This is a genomic window from Paraburkholderia sp. JHI869 (assembly GCF_038900775.1).
Lineage (GTDB): Bacteria > Pseudomonadota > Gammaproteobacteria > Burkholderiales > Burkholderiaceae > Paraburkholderia.
Map to the genome: position 1 here is coordinate 147,341 of NZ_JAYMSC010000017.1, position 25,778 is coordinate 173,118.

Genomic DNA, 25,778 nt, shown 5'->3' on the forward strand with positions numbered 1-25,778 from the left:
TGGACGAAGGAGGCGAGGCCCGGTGACACCCCAACGCGCGTTTTACGACCTCCAGGTGCGCTTCGCGCGCACGGCGGCGCGCCTGGCTGACGTGCCGCTCGCGGCGGCGCTGCTCGATTGCACGAACCTCTATGTGCGCTTTGGCGCGGGGCGGGCCTTCGATCGCACGCATCCGCTCTGGGAAGGCTATGTGCGCGGGCTCGACGGGCACGCAAGCGTCGATGAGCAGTGCGAGTGGACGTGGCGATATTTGCAGCGCTGCCCGACGCAACAAGGGGCGCCTGCGGTCGTCGCAACGTTTGGCTGCTTCTCTTACGCGCACGAACCGCATGGCGGCGTGCGCCTGCACTTCAACGCCCAAACCGATAGCGGCATGTCACCGCTCGATCTCCGACAACTTGCCGCGCGACGCGGCGAGTTGCGCGCGCTAATCCGCCATCTGCGCGGCAGTCTGCGGGAAAGCGGCTGTGCGCCGGGCGACAGGCTCGTCCACGGCACGTCCTGGCTCTACAACTTGCCTGCTTACCGGCGGCTCTTTCCCGCGGACTACGTCGCGAGCGCACAGCCCGTTGCCCGCCTGCGCGCACTTTCGCTTTGGGGCCAATTTCTCGACCGTAACGGCTGCGTGCGCAACGACGCAGCCGCAGTGCTGCTCGCGCGGATCGAACGCATAAGCGCCTTTGCCGATGTCTTGCCTTGCTTTCCCTTACAGGCGCTCGCGGTGCAAGCGAGCGTCGAGGTGTTTGCGGCTTTTCTGGATACGTGACGACCAGTTTTGGCATGGCACCAGTCACGCTGCTCGCATTAAAACGCCTGTTTGCCGATAGAAAGCGAACGTAATCGCTACGGTTACCAAAAATTTTTCAAGATAACTGTGGGGTCGTGCAGGAGACGGCGGATTGAAAGCCGCTCTACGCGCGCAGGGCATTGGCCTGACGCCGAAATGGGTGCGCGCGAAACGACCGGACGCAGCCCCCGCGCAATATTGATGAAAGTAATCCCTGTAATGACGGGGTAACGCGCGCAACGCGCCCAGCGCACTAGACTCCGCCGATGCTTTTGTCACGGAGCGTCGCTCATGCCCTCGTCCCCGGCTCTTGCCATTCATTCCCTGCGCGATTTCGAGCTGACTGCGGACGGCCAGTACTTGATGGTGAACGGCAATCAGCCGGACAGCGTCGCGCTGCATTGCTCGGTGATGCATGAACTGCTCGCCGCGCTTTCCAATGCGATTGGCCGCTCCGAGCGCATTCGCCACAAGACCGCGAGCGTGAAATTCACCATGCCTTGCGAGGCCTGGGAGGTCGGCCGCGAGTCGGGCGATGTGCAGCATCTCGTGGTGAGTTTTCGTCTGCCGGGCGGCGCTGAACTGTCGTTCCGTCTGCAACCGGCGCAAGCCGTGCACATGACCGAGGTGCTCTCACTCGCAACGGGGCTCGCGAAGATGCGCCTCCCCGGCCGCGCAAGCATGCAATAGGCGTGGCGCGCCGGCCTCGCTTGCCGCACCCGTTGTACACCCCGCATCCGTGGATGCCGGCCGCGCGCGTCTCGCGCCGGTAACGGACCATTCGGCACTTTCACGGCTCTTTCGTTGGCTTCACATTCGACCTCCCGCATGACGGCATCAACTACCACGGCGCGCTATGCACGCGCACTGACTTTCGCCGGCTTCGGCATCGGCGTGACCGCAGCGGCGCACGCCACCGAGCCCTTCGTGGTCCAGGACATCCGCATCGACGGGCTCACGCGCATCGAGCCGGGCACCGTATTCGCCTATCTGCCGATCAAGCAGGGCGAGACCTTCACCGACGACAAGGCTTCCGACGCCATTCGCGCGCTGTACGCAACGAGCCTCTTCAGCGACGTGCGCATTTCCACACAAGGCAGTACGGTGGTCGTGCAGGTGCAGGAGCGTCCCGCCATCGGCACGATCGACTTCGCGGGCATCAAGGAATTCGATAAGGATAACTTGACGAAGGCGCTCAAGTCGGTCGGACTCTCGCCAGGACAGAGCTACGACAAGGCGCTCGTCGACAAGGCGGAACAGGAACTCAAGCGCCAGTACCTCACGCGCGGCTACTACGCGGCGGAGGTCACGACCACGGTTACGCCGATCGACCGCAATCGCGTCGGGCTGCTGTTCTCCGTGGTCGAAGGGCCGAGCGCCAAGATTCGCCAGATCAATTTCATCGGCAACAATACGTTCAGCGGCAGCGCGCTGCTCGATGAAATGCAGCTTTCCACGCCGAACTGGTTCTCGTGGTACACGAAAAACGACCTGTATTCGAAGGAAAAGCTCACGGGCGACCTCGACAACGTGCGCTCGTATTATCTGGACCGCGGCTATCTTGAGTTCAATATCGACTCGACGCAGGTTTCGCTGTCGCCCGACAAGAAGGACATGTATCTGACGATCGGGATTCACGAGGGCGAGCCTTATACGATTTCGAGCGTCAAGATGGCCGGTAATCTGCTCGACCGCGAGGCGGAGTTGAAAAAGCTCGTTGGCGTCAAGGCGGGGCAGCGTTTTTCGGCGCAAAAGCTCAAGGACACGACCAAGGCGATCGTCGACAAGCTCGGCGAATACGGCTACGCCTTCGCGACTGTGAACGCGCTGCCCGAAATCGACCAGAAGAACCACACGGTCGCGCTCACGCTGCAGGTCGACCCGAGCCGCCGCGTGTATGTGCGCCGCGTGAACGTCACCGGCAATACCCGCACGCGCGATGAAGTCGTGCGCCGCGAAATGCGCCAGCTCGAAAGCTCGTGGTTCGATTCGAACCGTCTCGCGCTTTCGAAGGACCGCATCAACCGCCTCGGCTACTTCACCGATGTGGACGTGACCACGGTGCCGGTGGAAGGCACGCAGGACGAAGTGGACGTGAACGTGAAAGTGACCGAAAAGCCCACCGGCACGCTTTCGCTGGGTCTGGGCTACGGTTCGGGCGAGGGGCCGATCATTTCGGCGGGCATTTCGCAGGACAACGTGTTCGGCTCGGGCAACAGCCTCTCGCTGAATGTGAATACGGCTACGACCTATCGCACGCTTTCGGTCACGCAGGTCGATCCGTATTTCACGGTGGACGGCATCAAGCGCATTACCGACGTCTATTACCGCACGACCGAGCCGCTTTACTACTCGAGCACGAACGACACGAGCTTTCGCATCATCTCGTATGGCGCAGATATGAAGTTCGGCATTCCGTTCTCCGAGACCGACATGGTGTATTTCGGCCTCGGCATCGAGCAGGACCGCCTCGACGTCGATTCCAGCACGCCGCAGACCTATATCGACTACGTGAACGAGTTCGGGCGCGTTTCGAATACGGTGCCGCTCACCGTAGGCTGGTCGCGCGACAACCGCGACAGCGCGCTGGTGCCGAGCCGCGGCTACTACGCGCAGGCCAACGCCGAATACGGCACGCCGGCGGGCACGCAGTACTACAAGGGCGATGCGCAAATGCAGTACTACTACTCATTCGCACGCGGCTTCGTGCTGGGGCTGAACTTCCAGGGCGGCTACGGCAACGGTCTGGGCGGCAAGCCGTATCCGATCTTCAAGAACTACTATGCGGGCGGTATCGGTTCGGTGCGCGGCTACGAGTCGGGTTCGCTCGGCCCGCGCGACACCACGACGAACGACCCGATCGGCGGTTCGAAGATGGTGGTGGGCAATATCGAGCTGACGTTCCCGCTGCCCGGCACGGGCTACGACCGCACGCTGCGTGTGTTCACGTTCGTGGACGCCGGCAACGTGTGGGGCACGGAAGGCAGCAGCACCGGTGCGAACGGTCTGCGTTACAGCTACGGCGCGGGCCTCGAATGGATCTCGCCGATCGGGCCGCTCAAGCTCGACCTGGGCTTCCCGATCGTCAAGCACGCAGGCGATCAGTACCAGAAGTTCCAGTTCCAGATCGGTACGTCGTTCTAAGCGCTACCCGTGGAGGCGGCAATCGCAGCGCTCAGATCAGCAATTCGAGCGTGTGATAGAGCCGCCTGCGCTCGGGGTTCGCCGAAGCCTCGCCCGCATGGATGGCCTCCTTGAGGCAGTCCAGAAAGCATTCGGCTGCGGCGGAGAGCGGCACGCCGCGCCGCGCGACCACGCTCACCACCGTGCGGTCCACTTCCTCATGCAGCGCAAGCGCGCGCAGATTGTCGCGCGCGAAGCGCGTCTCCACCAGCGGCCACGGGAAGATGCTCACCATGTCCGTATTCATGATGAGCCCCATCGCCACCACGAACGAGTGCGCCAGGTGCACGTGATTCGGCATCGGTAAGCCGTGACGCAGGAAGACGTCGTCGGCGATCATCTCCTTGCTGGCCGGGTCCCAGTTGAGCAACCATTCGCAATCCTGAAGTTCCTTGAGCGATTGCGCATTCGCGAGCGGATGGTCCTTGCGCACCACCACGGCCGACTCCGTGGCGAAGATCGGCGTTTGGGTGAATTCCGCATGCAGCGAAGCGGGGCCAGGCTTGCCTAGCGAGAAGTCGAGCGAGCCGTCGCGCAGCCGCGGCATCACGATGTTGAGCAGGCCTTCGTAGAACTCCAGTTGCATGCCGGGCATGCGCTCGCGAAACAGCGTGACGGCGTCGGGCAGGAAGGAGAGGGCGAGCCACGGCGTCACGCCGATCGCGAGCTTACCGCCGGCGCGCCCGCGCCGCGCATCGAGTTCGTCCTGGGCGCGCGACATCTGGTGCACGACGAGGCGCGCATGCACGAGCAGCGCCTGACCGGCTTCCGTGAAGGCGATGCCGTTCGCGTTGCGCGTGACGAGCGCGATTTGCTGCTCGGCTTCGAGCTCGCGCACCGCCTTCGTTGCCGCCGCCGGCGAGATGCCGAGCTGACGCGCGGCGGCCCGAATGCTGCCGGTATCGGCCATGGCGACGAGCGCGCGGAACTGGTGGAACTTCATAAGGGATAACCCGAGTGCGCACTTCTGGTTGGCGGGCCAACTATTTTAGGGCTGTCGGCATCCAGGAGACGTCATTATTCTCAAGCGAATTCACACTCACGCTCGCCCTGGAGGGAATTCGTATGAACACGATGGCTATCCCGGCCGCAATCGCCGCGATCGAAGAAGAGATGATCGCGCTGCGTCACGAGATCCACGCCCACCCCGAGCTGGGCTTCGAAGAATTCGTCACGAGCGACCTCGTTGCGCAGCGCCTCACCGAGTGGGGCTACGAAGTGCACCGCGGGCTGGGCGGCACGGGCGTCGTGGGCACGCTCAAGGTGGGCGAAGGCACGCAGCGACTCGGCCTGCGCGCCGACATGGACGCGCTTCCGATCCACGAGAACACCGGCCTCGACTACGCGAGCCGCATTCCGGGCAAGATGCACGCGTGCGGCCACGACGGCCACACGGCCATGCTGCTCGCGGCGGCCAAGCATCTCGCGCAGTCGCGCAACTTCAGCGGCACGCTGCACCTCATTTTCCAGCCCGCCGAAGAAGGCCTGGGCGGTGCGAAGCGCATGCTCGACGAAGGCCTTTTCGAGCGCTTTCCCTGCGACGCCGTGTTTGCCATGCACAACATGCCCGGTTTCCCGACCGGCAAGCTCGGCTTCCGCCCGGGGCCGTTCATGGCTTCGTCGGACACGGTCATCATCGATATCGACGGGCGTGGCGGTCATGGCGCGGTGCCGCATAAGGCGATCGACCCGGTGGTGGTGTGCGCCAATGTCGTGCTCGCGCTGCAGACCATCGTGTCGCGCAACGTGCCGCCGCTCGACATGGCGATCGTCACCGTGGGCGCGATCCATTCGGGCGACGCACCCAACGTGATTCCGCAAACCGCGCAGATGCGCCTCTCGGTGCGCGCGCTGCGCCCCGAAGTGCGCGACTTGCTGCAGGAGCGCATCACGGCGCTCGTGCACGCGCAGGCGAGCGCTTATGGCGCGACGGCGCGCATCGACTACCAGCGCCGCTACCCGGTGCTCGTGAACGACGTGGCGATGACCGAGTTCGCGCAGGACGTGGCGCGCGACTGGCTTGGTGAAGAAGGGCTCATTCACGACATGGCGCCGCTCACCGGCAGCGAGGACTTCTCGTTCCTGCTCGAAAAATGCCCTGGCAGCTACCTCATCATCGGCAATGGCGATGGCGAGGGCGGCTGCATGGTGCACAACCCAGGCTACGACTTCAACGACGACTGCCTCGCCACCGGCGCGGCATACTGGGTGCAGCTCGCCGAACGCTTCCTGCGCGGCTGACGCCCGCAACCAGCGGGCAAACGCATCACGACGATACGAGACACGAGACACCCGAGGAGACACCCGATGACCGCCAGCACGATCCACGCGCAAGCCGCCGCGGCCCCGACATCCACGCGCCGCTCGCGCGCGAAGGCCATCTTCGCGATCACGCTCGGCAACGGGCTCGAGTTCTTCGACTTCACGGTCTACAGCTTCTTTGCCTCGATCATCGGGCAGTTGTACTTCCCGGTGCACGGCTCGCTGAACCAGTTGATGCTTGCCGTGGGCAGCTTCGGCGTGGGTTTCGTCGTGCGTCCGATCGGCGGCATCGTGATCGGCGCGTTCGCGGACCGAGTGGGCCGCAAGGCCGCCATGACGCTCACGCTCTGGCTCATGGCGCTCGGCTCGGCGCTCATCGCGTTCGCGCCCACCTATGCGCAGATCGGGCTCGCGGCGCCCGCGCTGATTCTGCTCGCGCGTCTCGTGCAGGGCTTCGCGGTGGGCGGCGAAGTGGGCGCGTCGACGTCGCTCCTGCTCGAATACGCCGACGACCGCTCGCGCGGCTTCTACGGCAGCTGGCAGTTCGTCAGTCAGGGCCTGAACACTGTGTGCGGCGCGCTCATCGGCGTGACGCTTTCCACCACGCTCTCGCAGGCCGCGCTCGAAAGCTGGGGCTGGCGCGTGCCGTTCGTGATCGGCATGCTGGTCGTGCCGGTGGGCGTGTACATCCGCCGCCATCTCGACGAAACGCTTGCGCACCCGGTCGAAGTCGAAGACACCGAACCCGTGGCCGACATGGCGCGGCCGCTGCGCGAGATTTTCGGGCGTCACCGCACGGCGCTCGTCGCGGGCATCGTGACGACCATCGGCGGCACGGCGGCGAACTATATCGTGCTGTTCTATATGTCGACCTATGCGATCAAGATTCTCGGCCTGCCGATGTCGGTCGGCATGAGCGCGGCCCTCGTCGCGGCGCTCGTCACGGCCATCTGCTCGCCGTTCGCTGGGTCGCTGTCCGACCGGCTGGGCCGCAAGTGGGTGATGGGCGTCTCGCGCGTGCTGCTGATCGCGGTGATCTATCCGGCGTTCATGCTCATTCACGCCATGCCGACCATTGCGACGGTGCTCGCGGTCGTGGCCGTGCTGGGCGCGATCGTGGCGTTCACGGCGGTTCCCAACATCGTGATGCTGCCCGAACTCTTTCCTCAGTCGATTCGCGTGACGGGCATGTCGGTGGTGTATTGCGTGGGCGTGTCGATCTTCGGCGGCTTCGCGCAGTTCTTCGCGACCTGGCTCATCAAGCTGCTCGACAACCCGCTCGCGCCCGCCTGGTATCTGATCGGCTGCGGGGCGGTCTCGCTGCTCGCGCTGCCGCTCATTCGCGAGCCGGCGGGGCGTCCGCTCGATTGAGGCTTCGCTCCGGCCTGGTCTGTCGCTACGCACTTTTAGCGGCCGTGCAGCGTTTATTTACCAGACGTTTACGCGGCGCTACCTAGAATCGGTTCGTGTTCAACTCAAGCGCGCCGCCCGAAACGGCGGGGCGCGCACAACACGTATGCCGTCTACCGTCTCGCAGGGCTCGACTTCCCGAGGTTCCCGATCCGCCGCCACGCCGGGGCCCGTCCTCTCGCTGCGCGGCTCACGCAAGCCGCCTCACCCGGCAACCCATCGCACAACGGTCCAACTGGTCGTGCGCGTGCCCACTAGCGAAGCGCAACTCGCGCGATGCACACTGCATGGTCTCGTTGGCAACGCGCTCGGCGTGCATACGATCGATATCGATCGCCGCAGCGATCTCGCTTGCCTGCACGTCGAACTCGATCGCCGCCGCGTGGCCGAGGCCATGGCGCTGCTTATGCGCACGCTTTCGTGTGCAGAATTCGGCTCAGTGCGCGAGCTCGATCGCGCCGCCTGAAGTACGACGCGTGACGCAACTGCCGCTACAGCGGTTGCGCCACGCTCAATTGATCTCCCGTCTGCAGTTCATGCGACGCACGAACCGTGCGTCCGCAACCTTCGCTTCCCCCTTTGTCACTTTCTCCATACGCAAGCGTTACGCATATACGCGCGAACGTTAGCGAACGATTAGTGCATTTTAATTTCGGATTTCGAAACGAATTCAGAGACTGTTGCTCCGTAAGTGCCGGTCTTGTCATCGCGTGCGAATTTTTGGCCACTCTGATTCTGCGCTGTCTCGAAAAACAGTAGTATTTGCTCGAGCACCAAAGTCAGTTTGGCGATTGATTCGACTCGATCGCCCGCGCGCGCCTGATTTGGAGTTCGTCGGTCCAGCGCAGATCGTCGATAACAACGGAGAACAGCATGACTCACGGATTTCGGGTGGCCAGCTTGTGCCTGTCGCTGGGACTGCTGGTAGGTGTCGCTGCATGTCATGACAACAAACCTGCTGCTGAAACACGGCCTGCCGCGAACGTCGACGTAATCAATGTTGCGCTGCGGGACGTGCCCGTGGTCTTCGAGTACGTCGGGCAGACGGAAAGCTCGCAGCAGGTCGAAATTCGTGCACGCGTGAACGGTTTCCTCGAGAAGCGCGTCTATACAGAAGGCTCGCTGGTCCATGCGGGCGACGTGATGTTCGTTATGGACCGCAAACCCTTCGAGGCTGCGCTCGATGCCGCGCAGGCCGAGCTTGCACAGCAGAAGGCGCGGCTCGTCACTGCGCAGGCCAACCTCGCCCGCGTGCGTCCGCTGGCGGCGAAGAATGCGTTGAGCCAGAAGGATCTCGACGATTCGGTCGGCCAGGAGCAGGCGGCCGCCGCCGCAGTCGAAGGCGCTCGCGCGAATGTCATCAGCGCGACGCTCAATCTCGGCTATACGACCATCGTCGCGCCCGTTACCGGCCTTTCGAGCTACGCGAAGAAGCAGGACGGCACGTATATCGATGCGGCCAACAGCCTGCTCACGTACGTGGCGAAGCTCGATCCCATGTGGATCAACTTCTCGCTCTCCGAGAACGAGATGCTCGATCTGCGCACGCAAACGCAGAACGGCACGCTCAAGCTGCCGCCCGTCGGCAAGCTCGAAGCGGTGATCGTGCTCGCGGACGGCAGCCTCTATCCGGAGCGCGGCCACATTGCGTTCACCGACGCCTCGCTTAGCTCGGAAACCGGCACCTACCTGATTCGTGCCTCCATGCCGAACCCCACGGGGTCGCTGCGGCCCGGACAGTTCGTGCGCATCAAGCTGCTGGGCGCGCTGCGCAGCTCCGCGGTGGCCGTGCCGCAGTCGGCAGTCCAGCAGGGGCCGCGCGGCGCGTATGTGTGGACCGTCGACAAGGACAGCAAGGCGCAGCAGCGCGTGGTGGAAATGGGCGAATGGAATGGTAACGACTGGGTGATCAAGTCGGGCTTGCATCCGGGCGATCACGTCGTCATCGACAATACGCTGCGGCTCATGCCCGGTGCGCCAGTCAAGGCGAATGTCGTGGCCACGCCGCCCGCAAGCGTGAATATTGGCGGGCCTGACAGTGGCGCAGGCGGCGCAGCTGGGGCTTCCGGCCCTGCTGCGGCCAACGCGAACGCTAACCCTCAGGCCAACGCGGCAACGACCGCCGCGAAACCTGCCGCCGCATCCGGCGCTGCCGACGTGTTGGGCGAGCACACCGCGCTTTACTTCGCCTCGGGCAGCGCGAGCCTCGACGCCCAGTCGGCCGACGCGCTCGCGGGCGTGGCGCGCCGTCTCGTCGCCGAGCCAGGCTTGCGCGTGGCGATTTCCGGCTACACCGATTCGAGCGGCTCGCAGGCCGCGAACGCGCGCCTCGCAAAGGCGCGCGCGGACACCGTGCGCTCTGCGCTGGTCGTGGCCGGCGTGAAAGCCGAGCGCATCGAGATGCGCAAACCGGCGCAGATCGTCGCCAACGATCCACCCGACAAATCCCGCCGCGTGGACGTCACGTTCTCGCCCGCCGCGGGAGGCTGAACGATGAAGTTCTCCCACTTCTTTATTGACCGGCCAATTTTTGCCTCGGTCCTCTCGATCGTGCTCGTCGTCGCGGGTCTGGTGTCGATGTTCAACCTGCCGATCGCCCAGTTTCCGGACATCGCGCCGCCCACCATCACTGTGAGCGCCACGTATCCGGGCGCGAGCGCCGATATCGTCGCGCAGAACGTGGCCGCGCCGATCGAGCAGCAGGTGAACGGCGCGGACAACATGATGTACATGAACTCGTCGAGCTCTTCGACGGGCAACATGACGCTCACGGTGTACTTCAATATCGGCACCGATCCGTCGCTCGCCCAGGTGGACGTGCAAAACCGCGTGAACCTCGCGCTGCCTTTCCTGCCGGATTCGGTGACGGCCCAGGGCGTGTCGGTGCAGAAGCGTTCGTCGGCGTTCATGATGGTGATTGCGATCTATTCGCCCGATAACGCCTACGATGCGTCCTACGTGGCGAACTACGCGAACGTCTACGTGCTCGACGCGCTCAAGCGCATTCCGGGCGCGAACCAGGCGTCGATCTTCGGTTCTGCTGACTATGCAATGCGCGTGTGGCTCAAGCCCGACCGCATGGCGAAGCTCGGTATTACCGTGTCCGACGTGCAGAACGCGATCGCGCAGCAGAACCAGCAGTTCTCCGCGGGCCGTCTAGGCCAGGCGCCGACCAACAGCCCCGTCAACCAGACCTTCCCGGTGACGACCAAAGGCCGTCTCACCGAACCCGCCGAATTCGACAACATCATCCTGCGCGCGGCGTCAGGCGATGCGGCGATCGTGCGCCTCAAGGACATCGGCCACGCGGAGCTGGGCGCGAAAGACTACACGCTGCGCGGCCGCTACAACGGCAAGACGGCCACACTGCTCGCCGTGTATCAGCAGCCGGGCGCGAATGCGCTGCAAGTGGCCAAGCAGGTGCGCCAGACCCTCGAGCAACTGAACAAGAGCTTTCCGCCCGGCCTCAAGTATGAAGTCGCGCTCGATACGACCGAGTTCGTGCACGAGTCGATCAACGAGGTGGTCCATACGCTGCGCGATGCGGTGATTCTCGTGATCATCGTGGTGTACATCTTCCTGCAGAGTTTCCGGGCCACGCTCGTGCCGCTGCTCGCGGTGCCCGTGTCGATCATCGGGGCGTTCATCGGCATGGAGGCGTTCGGCTTCTCGATCAACATGCTCACCTTGTTCGGCATGGTGCTAGCGATCGGTATCGTGGTGGACGACGCGATCGTGGTGATCGAAAACGTCGAGCGCAACATGACCGAGTTCAAGCTGCCACCAAAAGAAGCGGCCAAACGCGCGATGGACGAAGTGAGCGGACCGGTGGTGGCGATCGTGCTGGTGCTGCTCGCGGTGTTCATACCGGTGGCGTTTCTCTCCGGCATCACGGGGCAGCTATACAAGCAATTCGCTGTGACGATCGCGGTCTCGGTGGTGCTGTCGGGTATTGTCGCGCTCACGCTTTCGCCCGCGCTCGCGGCCATCCTGCTCAAGCCGGGCGAGCACAAGAAGAACCGCTTTTTCCGCTGGTTCAACGAGAAGTTCGATAACCTGACCAACGGCTACGGCAGCTGGGTGCAGACGGCGATACGGCGCGTGATGCTCTCCATCGGCCTGATCGTCGTGATGCTGATCGCAACCGTTGGCCTCTTCAAACATATTCCGTCGTCGTTCCTGCCCGTGGAGGATCAGGGCTATCTGTTCGGCGCGGTCGTGATGCCCGATGCGGCGAGTCTGGACCGCACGGGCGATCTCTCGAAGAAGGCCGAGGACTGGTTCGCGAAACAGCCGTCCGTGAGTTCGGTGGCGGCGCCGATCGGCTACAGCCTGATCGACTCGCAGTACAAGTCGAATGCGGGCACGCTGTTCGTGACGCTCAAAGGCTTCAAGGATCGCGGCGAGAACGGCACCGCGCAGGACTTGATCCGCGACGCCACCAAGGCGTTCTCCACGTTCAAGGACGGTGTGGTCGTGCCGCTCAATCCACCGTCGATTCCGGGCCTCGGCACCACAGGCGGCTTCGAGTTCTGGCTGCAAAGCACTGGCGACGGCAGCTATCAGCAGCTCGAAGAGAAGGTGCGCCAGGTGATTGCGAAGGCGCGTCAGAATCCGGCGCTGCGCGGCGTGAATTCCACCATCAATACGAATTCGCGCCAGCTGCTTGTGGAAGTGGACCGCGAGCGGGCGGAAACGCTCGGCGTTCCGGTTCAGGACATCTATTCTGCACTCCAGACGATGTTCGGTTCCTTGTACGTGAGCCAGTTCCCGAAGAGCAGCCGTCTCTTCCAGGTGATCATTCAGGCCGAGCCGCAATACCGCTTGAGCCCGGACGATATCCAGCAGCTCTATGTGCGCAACCGCAACGGCGACATGGTGCCGATCAAGGCCGTGACGACCGCGCGCTTCGTGCCTGGACCTGACATCGTGAACCGCTTCAACAACTTCCCGGCGGCGAAAATCACCGGCGACGCAGCGCCGGGCCACAGCTCGGGCGAGGCGATCGCGGCAATGGAGCAGATCGCCAACGAAGTGCTGGGCGAGGGCTACAGCTTTGAATGGAGCGGCCAGGCGTACGAAGAGAAGAAGGCCGGCTCGACGGCGGCGCTCGTGTTCGCCTTCGCGCTGCTGATGGTGTTCCTCATTCTCGCGGCGCAGTACGAGAAGTGGTCGCTGCCGATTGGCGTGCTGCTGGCCGTGCCGTTCGCGATCTTCGGGGCGCTGGTGGGCATCTTGTTGCGGGGCATGGAAAACGACGTGTACTTCCAGATCGGCTTGACCGTGCTGATCGCGCTCGCGGCGAAGAACGCCATTCTGATCTTCGAGTTCGCGGTGGAAATGCGCGAGAAGGAGAACATGTCGCCGTTCGAGGCCGCACTGCACGCCGCGAAACTGCGCTTGCGGCCGATCATCATGACCTCGCTCGCGTTCATCCTGGGCTGCGTGCCGCTCGCCATCGCGAGCGGCGCATCGGCTGCGAGCCGCCGCTCGCTCGGCACCGGCGTGATCGCGGGCATGCTCGGCGCCACGGTGATCGCACTCTTCTTCATCCCGATGTTCTTCTGGGGACTCGAAACGCTCTCGTCGCGCAAGAAGAAGGACGCAGCGCCGCATGCCAGCACGCCCCCTGCGGCGCCGCCTGCGCAGGAGGGCTGAGCGATGAAGACACGTTCGAATCTGACGAATCGCACGCTGCGTCCTCTCGGGCTGATCGTCGCGACGGCTTGCCTTGGCGCCTGCGCGGTCGGGCCCGACTATCACCGTCCCGCGGTCGAGACACCGTCGACGTTTCGGTACGCCTCGCCGCAAGCGGAGGCCGTCGATACCACGCTCGACTGGTGGACGCAGTTCAACGACCCGGTGCTCAACGACCTGGTCACGAAGGCTCTCGCGCAGAACAAGGATCTCCTGATTGCGTCGGCGCGTGTCGAGGAGTTCTACGGGCGTTACGTCGTGACGCGTGCGGGTCTCTTCCCGCAGGTTTCGGCGAATTTCGGCGCGTCGCGTAGCCGCAGCACGCTTGCGCCTGGCTTTCCGCCCACGGTCGGCAACCAGGTGCAGCTGAACGGCGCAGTTTCCTGGGAACTCGATCTGTTCGGCCATTTGCGCCGCCTGACCGAAGCCGCACGCGCCGATTACATGGCCACGCAGTCCGCGCAGCAGGCCACGCGCATTGCCATCATCGCGAACGTGGCCACCTCGTATCTGCAGCTGCGCGACTTCGACAATCAGCTCGTCATCGCGCAGAGCACGCTCGAAAGCCGCAAGGGCGCGCTCGATCTCTTCAACGAGCGCTATGCGGGCGGCGTCGTGTCGAGGTTGCAGGTGAGTCAGGCGCAGTCGGAGTATCAGTCGGCGCAGACCTCCGTCTTCTCGATCCAGCAGCAAATCGCGACGCAGGAAGACGCCATTTCGCTGTTGCTGGGCCAGAATCCGGGGCCGATCGCGCGCGGCAAGTCGATCACCGAGCTGACCGCGCCCGCCATTCCCTCAGGTCTGCCGTCGACGCTGCTGGAGCGGCGGCCCGATATTCTGCAGGCCGAACAAACGCTCGTTTCGGCGAATGCATCGATCGGCGCGGCGCGCGCGCTATATTTCCCGCAGATTTCGCTCACGGGCTTGTTCGGCGCGGCGAGCACGGCGCTCTCGGGGCTCTGGACCGGCCCCGCGCGCATCTGGTCGTTTGCGGGCGCGGTCACGCAGCCGATTTTCCAGGGCGGCGCGATTGCGGGCGGCGTGCATCAGGCTGAAGCCGTGCAGCAGGAAGCGCTCCATAGCTACGAGCAGACGATCCAGCAGGCGTTCGCCGATGTCGAGAATGCGCTCGTGGGCGTGGCGCGCACGCGCGATCAGCTGAATTCGACGACGCAGCAGGTGGCCGCGCTCACCGAATACACGTCAGTTGCGCGCGATCTCTATGAGGGCGGTTACACGAGCTATCTGGAAGTGCTCGATGCCGAGCGCAGCCTCTTCAATGCGCAATTGCAGCAGTCGTCGCTGCAGGATCAGGAACTCGCGCAGATCGTGAGCCTGTATAAGGCGCTGGGTTATGGCTGGACGCCGGCAGCGCCGCCGCCGGCGGCAGACAGCGCGAAGCCGTCGCAGTCTTGACCTGCGACGGACGCGCTTCGAGGCGGAGTGGCAGAAGTTACGGCGGGCGAACCTGGCGCGGGCGCGCCGGTTCGTTTCATGGAGATTCCGACATCAGCCAGCGCAGCGATTGCGGAGCGGGCTTGGCGGCTTTCGCGGTTTGCTGGGCTTTGGGCGCCGGCTTCGCGACTTTTTGCAACTGGATGGGCCGGGCGGCGTTGAGGGCGGTTGCATGGCCGCTGGTTTGCGCGAGCGCGACGGGGCTGGCCGACGCGAACGCGAGTAGCGCGGCGGCGAACGTCAGGGCGTGGGGGCGAGGCATCTGAGTTCTCCCGCATGGACGAGCGGCTGGCAAAGCGCCAGCGCTCTACGCGGAAGTATGTTTGGCGGATAGCCGCCACGCGTCCATCATTTGATGGAGAAACGCGTGGCCTGTGTGGGGAACCCCGCTTAACGCGTTGTTGAGGGGTTCCGGTTTAGTCGGCGGGGCGGCGGTCGGCTAGCGCTCGTTCGCAGTCCTTGAGCACTTGCAGGACGAGCTTGGCCTGGTAGTTCAGGTCGTCGGTGTCGAGAATTTCCTCGACCGCGTCGCGCGCCCAGACCGCGTCCACGAACCACGCATGCTGCTGCGCGATGTCCTGCGCCATGGCGGCGAGGCGGGCGATCGCGAGCCAGTCGGCTTCGCGCGCGTGACGGTCGAGCCACTTGTGCGCCGCCTGGACGTGAAAGGCCGCGTTGGGCCAGGATTCGTTGAGGTAGTAGGCCCCGAGGCTCCCGCAGGTGAGCCAGCAGAGCAGCTCCACGCGATCGCGCGGACTCAGATGGTGGCGTACATCACTCATGGCGACGCTCGCGAAAGTAACAGAGTTCGATTGACGGGTGCGTGCAGACTTCTCGAATCCGATGACAAAACGATATCACGGCTCGTGGAAAATCGCCTGCCCCGCACTGGCGCTGCACGCACGGGTGTTACATGGATAGCGTCGCCTGGCGGCGCGTTGTATGCAAACCAGGAGAGACACCAGGAAGGCGCACGCGGTTATGCGCTTTGCAGCGTTTTGCGTGCCTGCTTCCTGGGGGTGTCGATTGCGCCCCTTGATTCACGTCCCTGATTCGCTCCTCTGACTCACTCCAGCAGGTCACGCGCTTTTGCCGCCGCCTTTCCCGGCGAGCTGGGCGGCGGTGTCCACCGCGCCCATGGCATTCGCCACGTCGAGCGCGGTGTTGCCCGCGGCGTCGTGCGCCGCCGGGTTCGCGCCGCGCGCGAGCAGCAGGTCGACGATATCGGAGCGGTTGAACATGGCGGCGATCATCAGCGCCGTGCGGCCGTCGGGGGAGGCGCCTTCCACGTCGGCGCCAGTTTCCAGCAGGGCGCTGATCACGTCGGCGTAGCCCTTGAAGGCCGCGCCCGCGAGCGGCGTTTGCCCGTTGTCGTTACGCAGGTTGGGATCGGCGCCGCGTTGCACGAGCGCGCGCACGGCGGCGGCGTGGCCGTGATAGCTCGCGAGCATCACGAGGCTGTCGCCTTTTTCGTTACGCAGGTTGGGCGGCAGGCCCTGGTCGATGAGCGTGGCGAGCGTGGCGGCTTCGCCGCGGCGCGCGGTGTCGAACACCTGGCGCGCGAACTCGACGAAACGCGGATCGAGTTCGCCGCCGTCTTCGCCCGAGCCGGACGAAGAGGATGACGGTGGGGAAGGCGGCGCGCTGGCGGTCATGGCAGTCTCCTGGTTCGGATCGCAGATCGATTCGGCGCAGCATGCCGCCGTCGAGGCCTGCCCATTGTCGCCGATCTTCGCAAGCCGCGAGGCCAGGGCGTCGTGCGCGTGCGGCATGAAAAAAGGCGCTGCCCGACCCGCAAAAAAAGCGGTCGGCGCAACGCCTTCCTGCGCAGCGGAACGGTCTACGCTCAGGGCACGAGCCAGAGCGCGACGGCGTAGATCACGAGCGAAACGGCGAACGTCACGGCGGTATAGCCCATCACGCGCTGAATGCGGATGCCCGCGATCGCGACGATCGGCACGGCCCAGAACGGCTGCAGCATGTTCGAGACGTTCTCGGCCATCGCCACGCCCATGGCGGTGCGCGGCACGGAGGCGTGCAGGCTCAGCGCGGCAGGCAGCACGAACGGCCCCTGCACGGCCCAGTGGCCGCCCGCGCTAGGCACGAGCAGCGTGATGATGAGCGAGCTCAGATAGCTCCAGAGCGGCAGCGAAACCGGCGTGGCGATCGTGACGAAGGCCTTGGCGATCATCGAAGCGAGGCCCGTGCCCTTCATGACGCCCATGATGCCGCCGTACACGGGGTACTGAAGCAGCATGGAGCCGGTCTGGCGCGCGGCGCGGCGAATGGCGTTCGCGTAGGCGATAGGCGTGCGCTGGAGCGCGAGGCCGATCAGCAGGAAGATCAGGATCGTCGTGTTGATGTCGAGTTCGAAACCCTTTTCGCTCCATTCCATCGCGAGATAGCCCGCGCCGAGCACGATCAGCAGCAGCGTGCCGAGCATCGACTGTTCGAGGCGCGATGCGAACGAAGGCGTGCCGGTGCCGACGCGCGCGTGCGGGTCGTCGCTGGCGCCGGCGTCGCTCGCTTCGGCTTCGGCCGCCTGGCTGAAGGGCGCCACGTGCTCCGGCTTCGGATGCATGCGGATGAAGATGAACGTCATCACGACCACCACGAGCACGGTCGGGATGAAGACGAACGGCGCGAACACGGTCTGGCTGAGCGGAATCACCTGGCCAGTCGCCTTTTCCACGAGATTGAGCGCGTTGCCGTGCGAGGCCTGCGAAAGGGCGATCGAGCTGGAGAGCCCGCTATTGCAGATCGACCACGCCGAGTAACTGCCCGCCACGAGCCACGCGAAATCCACGTTCACGCGTTTGGCAATTTCGCGCGAGAGCAGCGCGCCGACGATCAGGCCCAAGCCCCAGTTCAGCCACGCCGCGATGGCGACGACCGGAAACACCAGCAGCGCGGCGCGCGCCGGCGTTTGCGCTTTGGCGGCCAGCGCGCGCAGCACGCGCTGGATCACGGGCGCCTCGGCGATGGCGTAGCCGGTGGCGAGGATCAGGATCATCTGCAGCGCGAAGCCGAGAATGCCGAACGTGCCTTCGTACCAGGAGCTGAGCAGCGTGGGGAGATTGCCGTGCGGCGCGATGAGAAGCGCGAGCACCGCGACGAAGAAGGTGAGGCAGATGGACAGAACGAAGGGGTCGGGCATGACCCGCTCGAACACATACACGAGGGCGGCGACGACACCCTGGCGGGAATCGCGCGTTTCAGTCTGGAGGTCTCTTTTCATGCTCTTTGCGCTAGTTCGTAGCGTGTGGCTACTGGCTGGCCGGAGCGGACAGGAGGCGTTGCTTGCGGATGGCCCCGGCACCGTGCGTCTGAAGAGCCAGTCGCGCGATGGACGGGGAGGCAGGTGCGGCTCCTCCATTAGCGAGAGGCGATGCCGCCCCGGCGCAGCGGGTTCATATCACGCCTCGCCCGCGCGGATTTGCGCGGCAAGACGGCCAGCCCGTTCTTGTTGTTCTCGTGTTCATAATCCGAACACGGTTTCGATTATCGAACGTCGCATTATTCGCTTCATGCTCAGTGGATGTCAAGGATGCGATGCCGTGCCGATGCCGGGTTTTAGCGACAAATGATGGCTAAATGTATGTTTGTTGTAATGATAGTGAAATCGGAAAGAAATTCCGTAACGGTCACTTGAACTACCTAAAATGCAGAAGCGGGAATCACTTTTCGCGCGTACGCAGAACCCTCTCGAGCTGTAAATCACTGCATTCAGGAGACTGAAGATGACGATTCGAATTGGAGAAGAGGCACCCGATTTCACCGCGGAGACCACTGAAGGCAAGATCAACTTCCACGAATGGATCGGCGACCACTGGGCCATTCTGTTTTCACATCCGAAGGACTTCACGCCGGTTTGCACAACGGAACTTGGCTATATGGCGAAGCTCAAGCCGGAGTTCGACAAGCGCAACACGAAGATCATCGGCCTGAGCATCGACCCGGTGGATGATCATGCGAGGTGGGCGAAGGACATCGAGGAAACGCAGGGCAGCGCCGTTAATTATCCGATGATTGGGGACTCGGACCTGAACGTTGCCAAGCTCTACGACATGATCCACCCGAACGCGAGCGGCGCGAGCCCGCGCACGGCGGCCGACAACGCGACGATACGCGCGGTGTTTCTCATTGGGCCGGACAAGAAGGTCAAGGCGATGTTCGTCTACCCGATGAGCTCGGGCCGCAATTTCGACGAGGTGCTGCGCCTGCTCGATTCGCTGCAGCTCACCGCGAAGCACACGGTGGCGACGCCGGTGAACTGGAAGCCGGGTGATGACGTCATCATCCCGACTTCGGTTTCCGACGATGCGGCCAAGCAGAAGTATCCGCAGGGCTTCAAGACGCTCAAGCCGTATCTGCGCACGGTCGAGCAGCCGAAGTAACCTTTGGTGAGCTAGATAAAAAAACGCGGCGCACTGGCAGTGCGCCGCGGATCACGGACCAGGCAAGCTCTCGCGTCTCACGCGGTCCGGACAGGGGAAGCTGACTGAATCAGTTCGAAGGCGTGGGCCGCCACTTGAGCAAACGATGCTCGAGCGCCGTGAGCAGGTAGTCGGCGGCGAGCGCGACCACGGCGAGCACGATCATCGCGGCGAACACGCCGCTTGCGTTGAACGCGCCTTGCGCCGTCGAAATCAGCAGACCAATGCCTTGCTTCGAGCCGAGGAATTCGCCCACCACGGCGCCGACCAGCGCAAAGCCGAAGCTCACGTGCAGGCTCGCGAGAATCCACGAAAGCGCCGAGGGAATCACGACCGAGGTTGTCACCTGGCGGCGCGACGCGCCGAGAATCTGCGCATTGGCGATCATGTAGCGGTCAGCCTCGCGCACGCCCTGGAACGCATTGGCGAACACCACGAAGAACACCATCACCACGGCGAGCGCCACCTTCGACGCCATGCCGAGACCCAGCGCGATCACGAACACCGAGCCGAGCACCACGCGCGGAATCGAATTGGCGATCTTGATGTAGAGGCTGAACACGTCGGAGAGCAGCTTGTTGCGGCCGAGCACGATGCCGCAGAACACGCCGGCCACCGAACCGATGATGAAGCCGAGGCCCGTTTCTTCCAGCGTGACCCAGACCTGCGTGAGCAGCGGCCCTTGCGAGGTGCCGTTCACGAACCAGTCGATGATCTGGTCGAAGATGGCCGTGGGCATCGAGAAGAAGAACGGATCGATCCATTTGAGGCGCGCGGCGAGTTCCCAGCCGCCTAGCACGACGACGAGCACGAGAATACGCAGCGAAATGACGAGCAGGTTGCGCTGACGAATGCGCTTTTGCGCGGCGCGCTCGACGGCGTCGAGCGAGGCGGTATCGAGGCCTTGCGGCAGGGTTTGTTGCGGGGTGGACATAGTGTGAACGGCTCCGGTGTTAGGCGATCTGCACTTCTTCGCGCAGGTCGTGCCAGATCTGGCGCGACAGTTCGACGAAGTGCGGCGCGTAGCGGATTTCAGAGGTCACGCGCGGGCGCGGCAGATCGATCTCGTAGACCTTCTTGAGCGTGGCCGGGCGCGCGGTGAGCACGAACACGCGGTCGGCGAGCGCAATGGCTTCTTCGAGGTCGTGCGTGACGAACACCACCGACCCCGTGCCGCCCCACAGTTGCAGCAGCTCGTCTTGCATGAGCGTGCGCGTTTGCATGTCGAGCGCCGAGAACGGCTCGTCCATCAGCAGGATTTCGGGCTTGTTGATGAAGGTCTGCGCAAGCGCCACGCGCTTTCTCATACCGCCCGATAGCTGATGCGGATAGTGCTTGCCGAAGTTCGCGAGGCCCACGCGGCGCAGCCATTCGTTGGCTTCGTCGTAGGCCGCCGACTTCGAGCGGCCGCGATAGAGCGGACCGGCCGCCACGTTGTCGAGCACTGAGCGCCACGGGAATACGGCGTCGGCCTGGAACACGAAGCCGATGCGCGGATCGATGCCGTTCACGGGCGCGCCCATCACGCGCACTTCGCCCGTTGTGGGTTTGAGCAGGCCCGTAATCATGCTGAGCGTGGTGGACTTGCCGCAGCCCGTGGGCCCGACGATCGCGACGAACTCGCCGCGCGCGACCGACATGCTGAAGTCGCGCAACGCGACGGTCGCCTTGCCGTCCGGTGAAATGAAACGGCACGAAACATTGCGCAGCTCGATGGCCGGCGTGCCTTGGGAATGGGAGGAAGTCATTGTCTCAGTGGGCTGAACGTGGGGCCGATCCAGATGCTTACTTCGACGCCGTGGCGGTCGTAGCCGGCAGGTAGTCGTTCGAGTAGGTCTTCGCGAGGTCGATGTGCTTGCCCTTCACCGAAGGGTTGAATGCCGAAAGCACCTTCAGCACCGTATCCGGGCCGTCGGCCGGCATGCGGCCGTCCTTCGTGAACATCGGCAGCGAGGACTTCAGCGCGGCCACATAGAGGTCCTTGTTGTTGCCGTAGTAGTCCTTAGGCATCTTCGCGGCGATTTCGTCGGCGCTATGCGTGGCGATGAAGTTGAGCGTGCGCGAGAACGCGTGCGCGAGCTTCGTCGCATCGTCCTTGTGCGACTGCGCCCACGCGCGCTGCACGTAGAAGCTCGAAGCGGGGTAGGTGCCGCCGAGCGCCGCGCGCGTGCCTTCGAGCGTGCGCATGTCGACGAGCACCTTGGCGTCGCCGGTTTGCAGCAGACGCGAGACGGTCGGCTCCGTGGTCATGCCCGCGTCGATGCGGTTCTGCTTGATCGCCGCGATGAAGGTGTTGTCCGCGCCCACCGGCAGCAGCGTGTACTGGTTGGAGGGCACGCCCGAGCGCTGCGCGAGGTACTGCGTGAGGAAGCTCGTGGAGGAGCCGAGACCCGTCACGCCAAGCGTCTTGCCCTTCACGTCGGCCATGCTCTTGACCGTGCCGGCCGCCGCGTTCGAGACCATTTCCACTTCGCCCGGCACCTGGCCGAACACCACGAGCGTCTGCACTTCCTTGCCCTTGCTCTGCAGGTCGATCGTGTGATCGTAGAAGCCCACCACGCCTTGCACCGCGCCTGCGAGCAGTTCGTTCTCCGCGTCCACGCCGGCTGGCTGCGACTGGATTTCGACGTCGAGGCCTTCGTCCTTGAAGTAGCCGAGCTGTTCGGTCAGCTTGGCGGGGAGATAGATGATCTTGGTCGCGCCGCCAACCATGATCGTGATCTTTTCCGCGTGGGCAGCCGTGGAGCCGGCGGCAAGGGCAAACGCGACACTCGATACGGCGGCGATCTGGCGCAAGGTAGGCATCGTGGAGTCTCCTGAGGGTGTGCGCCGTGCATGCGGGCGCTTTTTGGTGGATGGAGCCGATTATAAAAACCGTAAGCCTTCTGCCAGCCTTCTAGCGCCGTGCAAAAACACCCGTGTTAACCCGCAGGGCGGCGGCGCGCCGGCAACGGCACAATCGATTCCCCCGAAACGGCCTTCGCCTTTGCCCGCACCCTCCCATGAAGTTGCTGCTCATCGAAGACAATCCCACGCTCGCGCACTGGCTCGTCAAGACGCTGGAGGAGCAGGCGTTCGCCTTCGACGCCGTGCAGGACGGCGAAGCCGCCGACCAGTTGCTGCAGTCCAACCGCTACGACGTGGTGCTGCTCGACCTCAATCTGCCGAAGCTTTCGGGCAAGAACGTGCTGCGCCGGCTGCGCCAGCGCGGCGACGCGACGCCCGTGATGGTGCTCACCGCGAGCGGCTCGATCGACGAAAAGGTGGAGTTGCTCGGCGCGGGCGCCGACGACTATCTCGTCAAGCCCTTCGAGGTGCGCGAACTGGTGGCGCGCATCAAGGTGCTGATTCGCCGGCAAACGCCTGCGCGCGCGAACGAGATCGGCTGCGGCGACCTCGTGTTCGACCTCAATACGCGCCAGTTCACGCTCAAGGGCGCGCCGCTGAACGTTACGCCGCGAGAGCGCACGGTGCTCGAAACGCTGGCGCTGCGCCTCGGCCAGACCGTTTCGAAGGCCGCGCTCGTCGATGCGATCTTCACGCTCGCCGACGAGCCCAGCGAGGACGCCATCGAAATCTACGTCTCGCGGCTGCGCAAGAAGCTCGAGGGCAGCTCGGCCGTGATCGTGACACTGCGGGGCCTCGGCTATTTGCTGCGCAGAAAGGATGAAACGCTATGACGACGAACGCGTGCCGTCATGACAGGTAGCCTGCGTGTTCGCCTGCTGTGGTGGATGCTCGTGCCGCTTGCGCTCTATGTGAGCTTCACGGCGACCTCCGAATATCGCGCCGCGCGCCATACCGCCGACCTCGTGCAGGACGGGCGCCTCCTTTCGTCCGCGCGCATGATCGCCGGCTCCGTGCAATGGGCCGACGGCGCGCTGCGCGCCGATGTGCCGCCCGCGGCGCTCGAACTCTTCGCCTCGCCGCAGCAGGATCAGGTGTTCTACAACGTGCACGTGGAGGGCGGCTCGCTGCTCGCGGGCATGCCCGATTTTCCGCACGCCGAATCGCCACCCGCCGTCGAATCGCCCGTGTCGTACGACGCCGAATTGCGCGGCCAGGCCGTGCGCGCCGTGAGCGTCGTGCGCTCCATGTACGACAACGGTCGCATCTGGCGCGTGCGCGTGTCGGTCGGCAAGACCGAGCGCTCGCGCGACGCGATGGTGGAGGCCTTGTGGCGTCCCCAGCTTTATCGCCAGATCGGCATGGTCATGCTGGCCGTGGCGCTCGCCTGCATCGGCCTCACGTTCGAGCTGCGTCCGCTCATGAAGCTCAAGAACGACGTAGCCGACCGCGATCCTTCGCACCTCGAACCAATCCGCGCCGAGGGGCTGCATGCCGAACTGCGACCCGTTGTGGAGGCAATCAATCAATGCATTGCACGCCTCTCGGCGCAGACGGCGGCGCAGCGCCGTTTCATTGCCGACGCCGCGCATCAACTGCGCACGCCGCTCACGCTGCTCGGCACGCAATTGCAGTACGCGCGCCAGCAAAAAGCCGTCGATCCCGCGCTCGACGAAGTGCTGGCGGCCATGCACGTGAGCAATCGCTCGATGGTCGCGCTCACGAACCAGTTGCTGCTGCTCGCGCAGGCCGAGGCGCTCGACCCCGCGCAGTTGCCGGCCGCGCCTGTCGACATGGCGCAGCTTGCCCGCGAGGTGGTCGAAGCGCTCGCGCTGCTTGCGCAGACGCGCGGCATCGATCTCGGCGCGGAGCTGCCGGGTGAGGCGGGCGAGGCGGTGGTGCAGGGCCATCGCGAGCTGCTGCGCGCGATGGTCAGCAATCTCGTGGATAACGCGCTGCGCTATACGCCGGAGGGCGGCCACGTGACAGTGTCGGTGCGCGCGAGCGGCGAGACGGTTGCGCTCGAAGTGCTCGACGACGGCCGCGGCATTCCCGCGGAAGCGCGTGCGCGCGTGTTCGAACCTTTTTTCCGCGCCGCTACGCAGACGGAGGGCACGGGCCTCGGTCTTGCCATCGTGCGCGAGATCGCGCAGTCGCATCGCGGCGCGGTGAGCCTGAGTCCGGGCGCGGACGGGCGAGGCGTGCGCGCCTGCGTGGTGCTTGCGCGCTGGCAGCCCGCGCTCGCGGCCGTGCCCGCATAAGAGGGCGCGCTCCGTGTCGAGGCGGTGAACTGCGGAGGTCGTGAACTGCGGCGTCGCAGCCCGTGCGCGGCGGCACTTTAAGGGGCGGTACAATGTGGGCCGCCTGAAGCCGCAAATCCTGGCCGCGCCTGGCGGCGATTGCTTCGGCCACCTCCCGTTCATTCGAAGATCGAGACCATGCAAAAGAAAACGGTCGGCAGTGCCCCGTTGCCCGCCTATGAGCAGATCAAGCGCCATGTGCTCGCGCAGATCGAAAGCGGCGCCTTGGGACCCGGCGACGTGGTGCCTTCCGAAACGGAACTGGTGAAAGAATTCGGCGTGGCGCGCATGACGGTCTCGCGCGCGCTGCGCGAGCTGATGGCCGAAGGCGTGCTGAACCGCGTGCGTGGATCGGGCACTTACGTGGCGCCGCGCCAGTACGAATCGACGGTGCTGCAGATCCGCAATATCGCCGACGAAATCGCGGCGCGCGGTCATCGGCATGCGGCGCGCGTGCTGGGGCTGGAGGAGAGCGACGATCCCAACGCGGTCGCCGCGCTCGAACTCGGTGCCGGGCCGGTGTTCCACTCGCGCATCGTGCACAGCGAGGAAGGCGAGCCGATCCAGTACGAGGACCGCTACGTGAATCCCGAGGTGTTCCCCGACTACCTCGCCCAGGACTTCACCGTCGAAACACCGAATCACTACATGGTGCGCCTCGCACCGATCCAGCGCGCCGAGTTCCGCATCTACGCGCAGAAGCCCGACGCGCGCGTACGGCAGTATCTGGAGATGGAAATCGGCGAGCCTTGCCTGCTGTTGCTGCGCCGCACCTGGGTAGGGCGGCATGTGGCGACCTCCGTGCGCTTGTGGCATCCCGCTTCGCGTTTCCACCTTGCGGGCACGGTTTGAGGCGGTAGAAGACGCCCGTTTTCTGCAGTTCGCCTGCCGCTGAAACGCGTTTTGCGACCAATTTCGTCGTTTAAGGCGAAGCGTTTCAGGCCACTCAATTCTTCCTTTCTCTTCGAGCCCGCCTTTTTGTCCGCGCGGGCCGCACGGCCGCGTCCGCACGCCGTGCGTTGCGTCGGCCTGTTTGCAGACGTCTTGTCTAGACAAAGCGTTCGCGGGTCGCTCGCCGGTTCTTCGCTCCCGCACACGAATTTCCGCTAAATACGCCAGGGTAACTACTAACCCACGTTTGATCAAAACGAGTTGTATATACAACTTAGCGGGGTTAGACTTAGTCCACGTTGCAGCGCTCATCGCACCTCCGCGGGCGCAGCCCCTCAGCTTGCTACCAGACTCGACGGACTCGAACAAACGCCATGAACCATCCGAACTTCACCGATCCCCGCCTCGACCCGACCCGCACGATCCGCGCGCCGCGCGGCGCGGAGAAGGTCTGCAAGACCTGGCTGGCCGAAGCCGCCTACCGGATGATCCAGAATAATCTGGACCCGG

General features: G+C 64.4%; 22 protein-coding genes. 14 read left to right on the forward strand and 8 right to left on the reverse strand.

Translation table 11 applies throughout. The annotated features are described in order from the left end of the window. The first annotated feature begins 22 nt into the window (after positions 1–22). From VSR72_RS26510 to bamA, 3 genes are all read left to right on the forward strand, one after another. Positions 23–766 (forward strand): hypothetical protein, encoded by a 744-nt coding sequence (locus VSR72_RS26510; protein WP_342955313.1) that lies wholly within the window; start codon positions 23–25, stop codon positions 764–766. Between the two features lie 312 nt (positions 767–1,078). Beyond that, complete coding sequence (locus VSR72_RS26515) at positions 1,079–1,477, forward strand: hypothetical protein (protein ID WP_028205068.1); 399 nt, start codon at positions 1,079–1,081, stop codon at positions 1,475–1,477. Between the two features lie 138 nt (positions 1,478–1,615). Continuing rightward, positions 1,616–3,931 (forward strand): outer membrane protein assembly factor BamA, encoded by a 2,316-nt coding sequence (bamA, locus tag VSR72_RS26520; protein ID WP_342955314.1) that lies wholly within the window; start codon positions 1,616–1,618, stop codon positions 3,929–3,931. A gap of 31 nt (positions 3,932–3,962) precedes the next feature. On the opposite strand, the gene VSR72_RS26525 is transcribed toward bamA, so the two are convergent. Beyond that, positions 3,963–4,913 carry a LysR substrate-binding domain-containing protein gene (locus VSR72_RS26525; RefSeq protein WP_342955315.1) on the reverse strand — a complete coding sequence of 317 codons (951 nt, stop codon included), beginning with the start codon at positions 4,911–4,913 and terminating at the stop codon, positions 3,963–3,965. A 122-nt stretch (positions 4,914–5,035) separates the two neighbouring features. Between VSR72_RS26525 and VSR72_RS26530 the strand changes: the two genes are divergently transcribed. From VSR72_RS26530 to VSR72_RS26555, 6 genes are all read left to right on the forward strand, one after another. Next, entirely contained in the window at positions 5,036–6,211 is a 1,176-nt protein-coding gene (locus tag VSR72_RS26530) for a M20 aminoacylase family protein (protein ID WP_342955316.1), read from the forward strand. 66 nt (positions 6,212–6,277) lie between these two features. Beyond that, a complete protein-coding gene (locus VSR72_RS26535; RefSeq protein WP_342955317.1) occupies positions 6,278–7,603 on the forward strand; it encodes an MFS transporter in 1,326 nt (441 codons plus the stop codon). 145 nt (positions 7,604–7,748) lie between these two features. Then, a complete protein-coding gene (locus VSR72_RS26540) occupies positions 7,749–8,108 on the forward strand; it encodes a hypothetical protein (RefSeq protein WP_342955318.1) in 360 nt (119 codons plus the stop codon). A 407-nt stretch (positions 8,109–8,515) separates the two neighbouring features. Further along, positions 8,516–10,132: an efflux RND transporter periplasmic adaptor subunit gene (locus VSR72_RS26545; RefSeq protein WP_342955319.1), complete on the forward strand. Its 1,617-nt coding sequence runs from the start codon at positions 8,516–8,518 to the stop codon at positions 10,130–10,132. 3 nt (positions 10,133–10,135) lie between these two features. Then, a complete protein-coding gene (locus tag VSR72_RS26550; RefSeq protein WP_342955320.1) occupies positions 10,136–13,300 on the forward strand; it encodes a multidrug efflux RND transporter permease subunit in 3,165 nt (1,054 codons plus the stop codon). A gap of 3 nt (positions 13,301–13,303) precedes the next feature. Beyond that, positions 13,304–14,755, forward strand: coding sequence for an efflux transporter outer membrane subunit (locus tag VSR72_RS26555; RefSeq protein WP_342955321.1), 1,452 nt, complete (start codon positions 13,304–13,306; stop codon positions 14,753–14,755). A 76-nt stretch (positions 14,756–14,831) separates the two neighbouring features. Here the strand turns inward: VSR72_RS26555 and VSR72_RS26560 are convergent, their stop codons facing one another. The 4 genes from VSR72_RS26560 to VSR72_RS26575 all read right to left on the reverse strand — a co-directional run bounded on the left by VSR72_RS26560 (position 14,832) and on the right by VSR72_RS26575 (position 18,032). Continuing rightward, positions 14,832–15,056 (reverse strand): hypothetical protein, encoded by a 225-nt coding sequence (locus tag VSR72_RS26560; protein ID WP_342955322.1) that lies wholly within the window; start codon positions 15,054–15,056, stop codon positions 14,832–14,834. Between the two features lie 154 nt (positions 15,057–15,210). Beyond that, positions 15,211–15,576: a hypothetical protein gene (locus VSR72_RS26565; RefSeq protein ID WP_028205078.1), complete on the reverse strand. Its 366-nt coding sequence runs from the start codon at positions 15,574–15,576 to the stop codon at positions 15,211–15,213. 297 nt (positions 15,577–15,873) lie between these two features. Continuing rightward, positions 15,874–16,449, reverse strand: a complete 576-nt coding sequence (locus VSR72_RS26570) for an ankyrin repeat domain-containing protein (protein WP_342955337.1) — start codon at positions 16,447–16,449, stop codon at positions 15,874–15,876. A 191-nt stretch (positions 16,450–16,640) separates the two neighbouring features. Beyond that, positions 16,641–18,032, reverse strand: a complete 1,392-nt coding sequence (locus VSR72_RS26575) for a TIGR00366 family protein (RefSeq protein ID WP_342955323.1) — start codon at positions 18,030–18,032, stop codon at positions 16,641–16,643. 502 nt (positions 18,033–18,534) lie between these two features. Here VSR72_RS26575 and VSR72_RS26580 point away from each other — a divergent pair. Then, positions 18,535–19,191 (forward strand): peroxiredoxin, encoded by a 657-nt coding sequence (locus tag VSR72_RS26580; RefSeq protein ID WP_342955324.1) that lies wholly within the window; start codon positions 18,535–18,537, stop codon positions 19,189–19,191. A 109-nt stretch (positions 19,192–19,300) separates the two neighbouring features. On the opposite strand, the gene VSR72_RS26585 is transcribed toward VSR72_RS26580, so the two are convergent. From VSR72_RS26585 to VSR72_RS26595, 3 genes are read right to left on the reverse strand one after another with little or no spacing between them, the layout of a single operon-like run. Next, on the reverse strand, positions 19,301–20,164 hold the full coding sequence (locus VSR72_RS26585) for an ABC transporter permease (protein WP_324154559.1): 864 nt from the start codon (positions 20,162–20,164) through the stop codon (positions 19,301–19,303). 19 nt (positions 20,165–20,183) lie between these two features. Beyond that, positions 20,184–20,978, reverse strand: coding sequence for an ABC transporter ATP-binding protein (locus tag VSR72_RS26590; protein WP_069269299.1), 795 nt, complete (start codon positions 20,976–20,978; stop codon positions 20,184–20,186). Between the two features lie 37 nt (positions 20,979–21,015). Then, positions 21,016–22,035 carry an ABC transporter substrate-binding protein gene (locus VSR72_RS26595; RefSeq protein WP_342955325.1) on the reverse strand — a complete coding sequence of 340 codons (1,020 nt, stop codon included), beginning with the start codon at positions 22,033–22,035 and terminating at the stop codon, positions 21,016–21,018. A 197-nt stretch (positions 22,036–22,232) separates the two neighbouring features. Between VSR72_RS26595 and VSR72_RS26600 the strand changes: the two genes are divergently transcribed. The 4 genes from VSR72_RS26600 to VSR72_RS26615 form a co-directional block, all read left to right on the forward strand. After that, positions 22,233–22,910, forward strand: coding sequence for a response regulator (locus VSR72_RS26600; RefSeq protein ID WP_321917837.1), 678 nt, complete (start codon positions 22,233–22,235; stop codon positions 22,908–22,910). 18 nt (positions 22,911–22,928) lie between these two features. After that, positions 22,929–24,338: a sensor histidine kinase gene (locus tag VSR72_RS26605; RefSeq protein ID WP_342955326.1), complete on the forward strand. Its 1,410-nt coding sequence runs from the start codon at positions 22,929–22,931 to the stop codon at positions 24,336–24,338. Between the two features lie 177 nt (positions 24,339–24,515). After that, positions 24,516–25,229, forward strand: a complete 714-nt coding sequence (gene hutC, locus VSR72_RS26610; RefSeq protein WP_342955327.1) for a histidine utilization repressor — start codon at positions 24,516–24,518, stop codon at positions 25,227–25,229. 413 nt (positions 25,230–25,642) lie between these two features. Further along, on the forward strand, positions 25,643–25,778 hold a 136-nt coding region (locus tag VSR72_RS26615; protein WP_342955338.1), incomplete at its 3' end, for a hypothetical protein.